General features: G+C 66.1%; 1 pseudogene. It reads left to right on the top strand.

The features are described 5' to 3' along the window. Positions 1-359, top strand: a pseudogene (locus HW466_RS31530) (DDE-type integrase/transposase/recombinase); the annotation flags it as partial. Between the last annotated feature and the right edge of the window lie 72 nt (positions 360-431).

Raw genomic sequence — 431 nt, 5'->3', positions numbered from 1 at the left:
GCTCGACCGGCGCGCACGCAGCCGCAGCTTCGCGTCGAGCGCGGCGTGAGCGTCAGCCACGAGACGATCCGCCGATGGTGCGACAAATTCGGCGCGACCTTCGCCCGGCGGGTCAAGGCTGCGCGACGAAAGTCGGGCCGCATCTGGCGTCGGGACGAAATGTTCGTGAATCTGCGCGGCGAGTCCTGGCTGCTGTAGCGGGCGGTCGACGAACGCGGCATCGAGTTGGGCTGCAGAAGCAGCGCGACAAGGCAGCAGCGAAGCGCTTTTTCCAGCGTGTGCTGCGTTCCTTTCCGCCGCCGCGCAAGATCGTCACCGACCCGTTACGCAGCTACCCGGCTGCCAAGGCTGACATCCCGCATGAAACAGACAGGTCACGCTCGCCCCCTTGTGAACATACTCCGCTAACGTGACAGCGCCATGCCGTGGCC

Source organism: Burkholderia territorii (assembly GCF_902833055.1).
Taxonomy (GTDB): domain Bacteria; phylum Pseudomonadota; class Gammaproteobacteria; order Burkholderiales; family Burkholderiaceae; genus Burkholderia; species Burkholderia territorii.
Note: the sequence above shows the minus strand (reverse complement) of the source record. Positions and strands in the feature narration are given on the sequence as shown.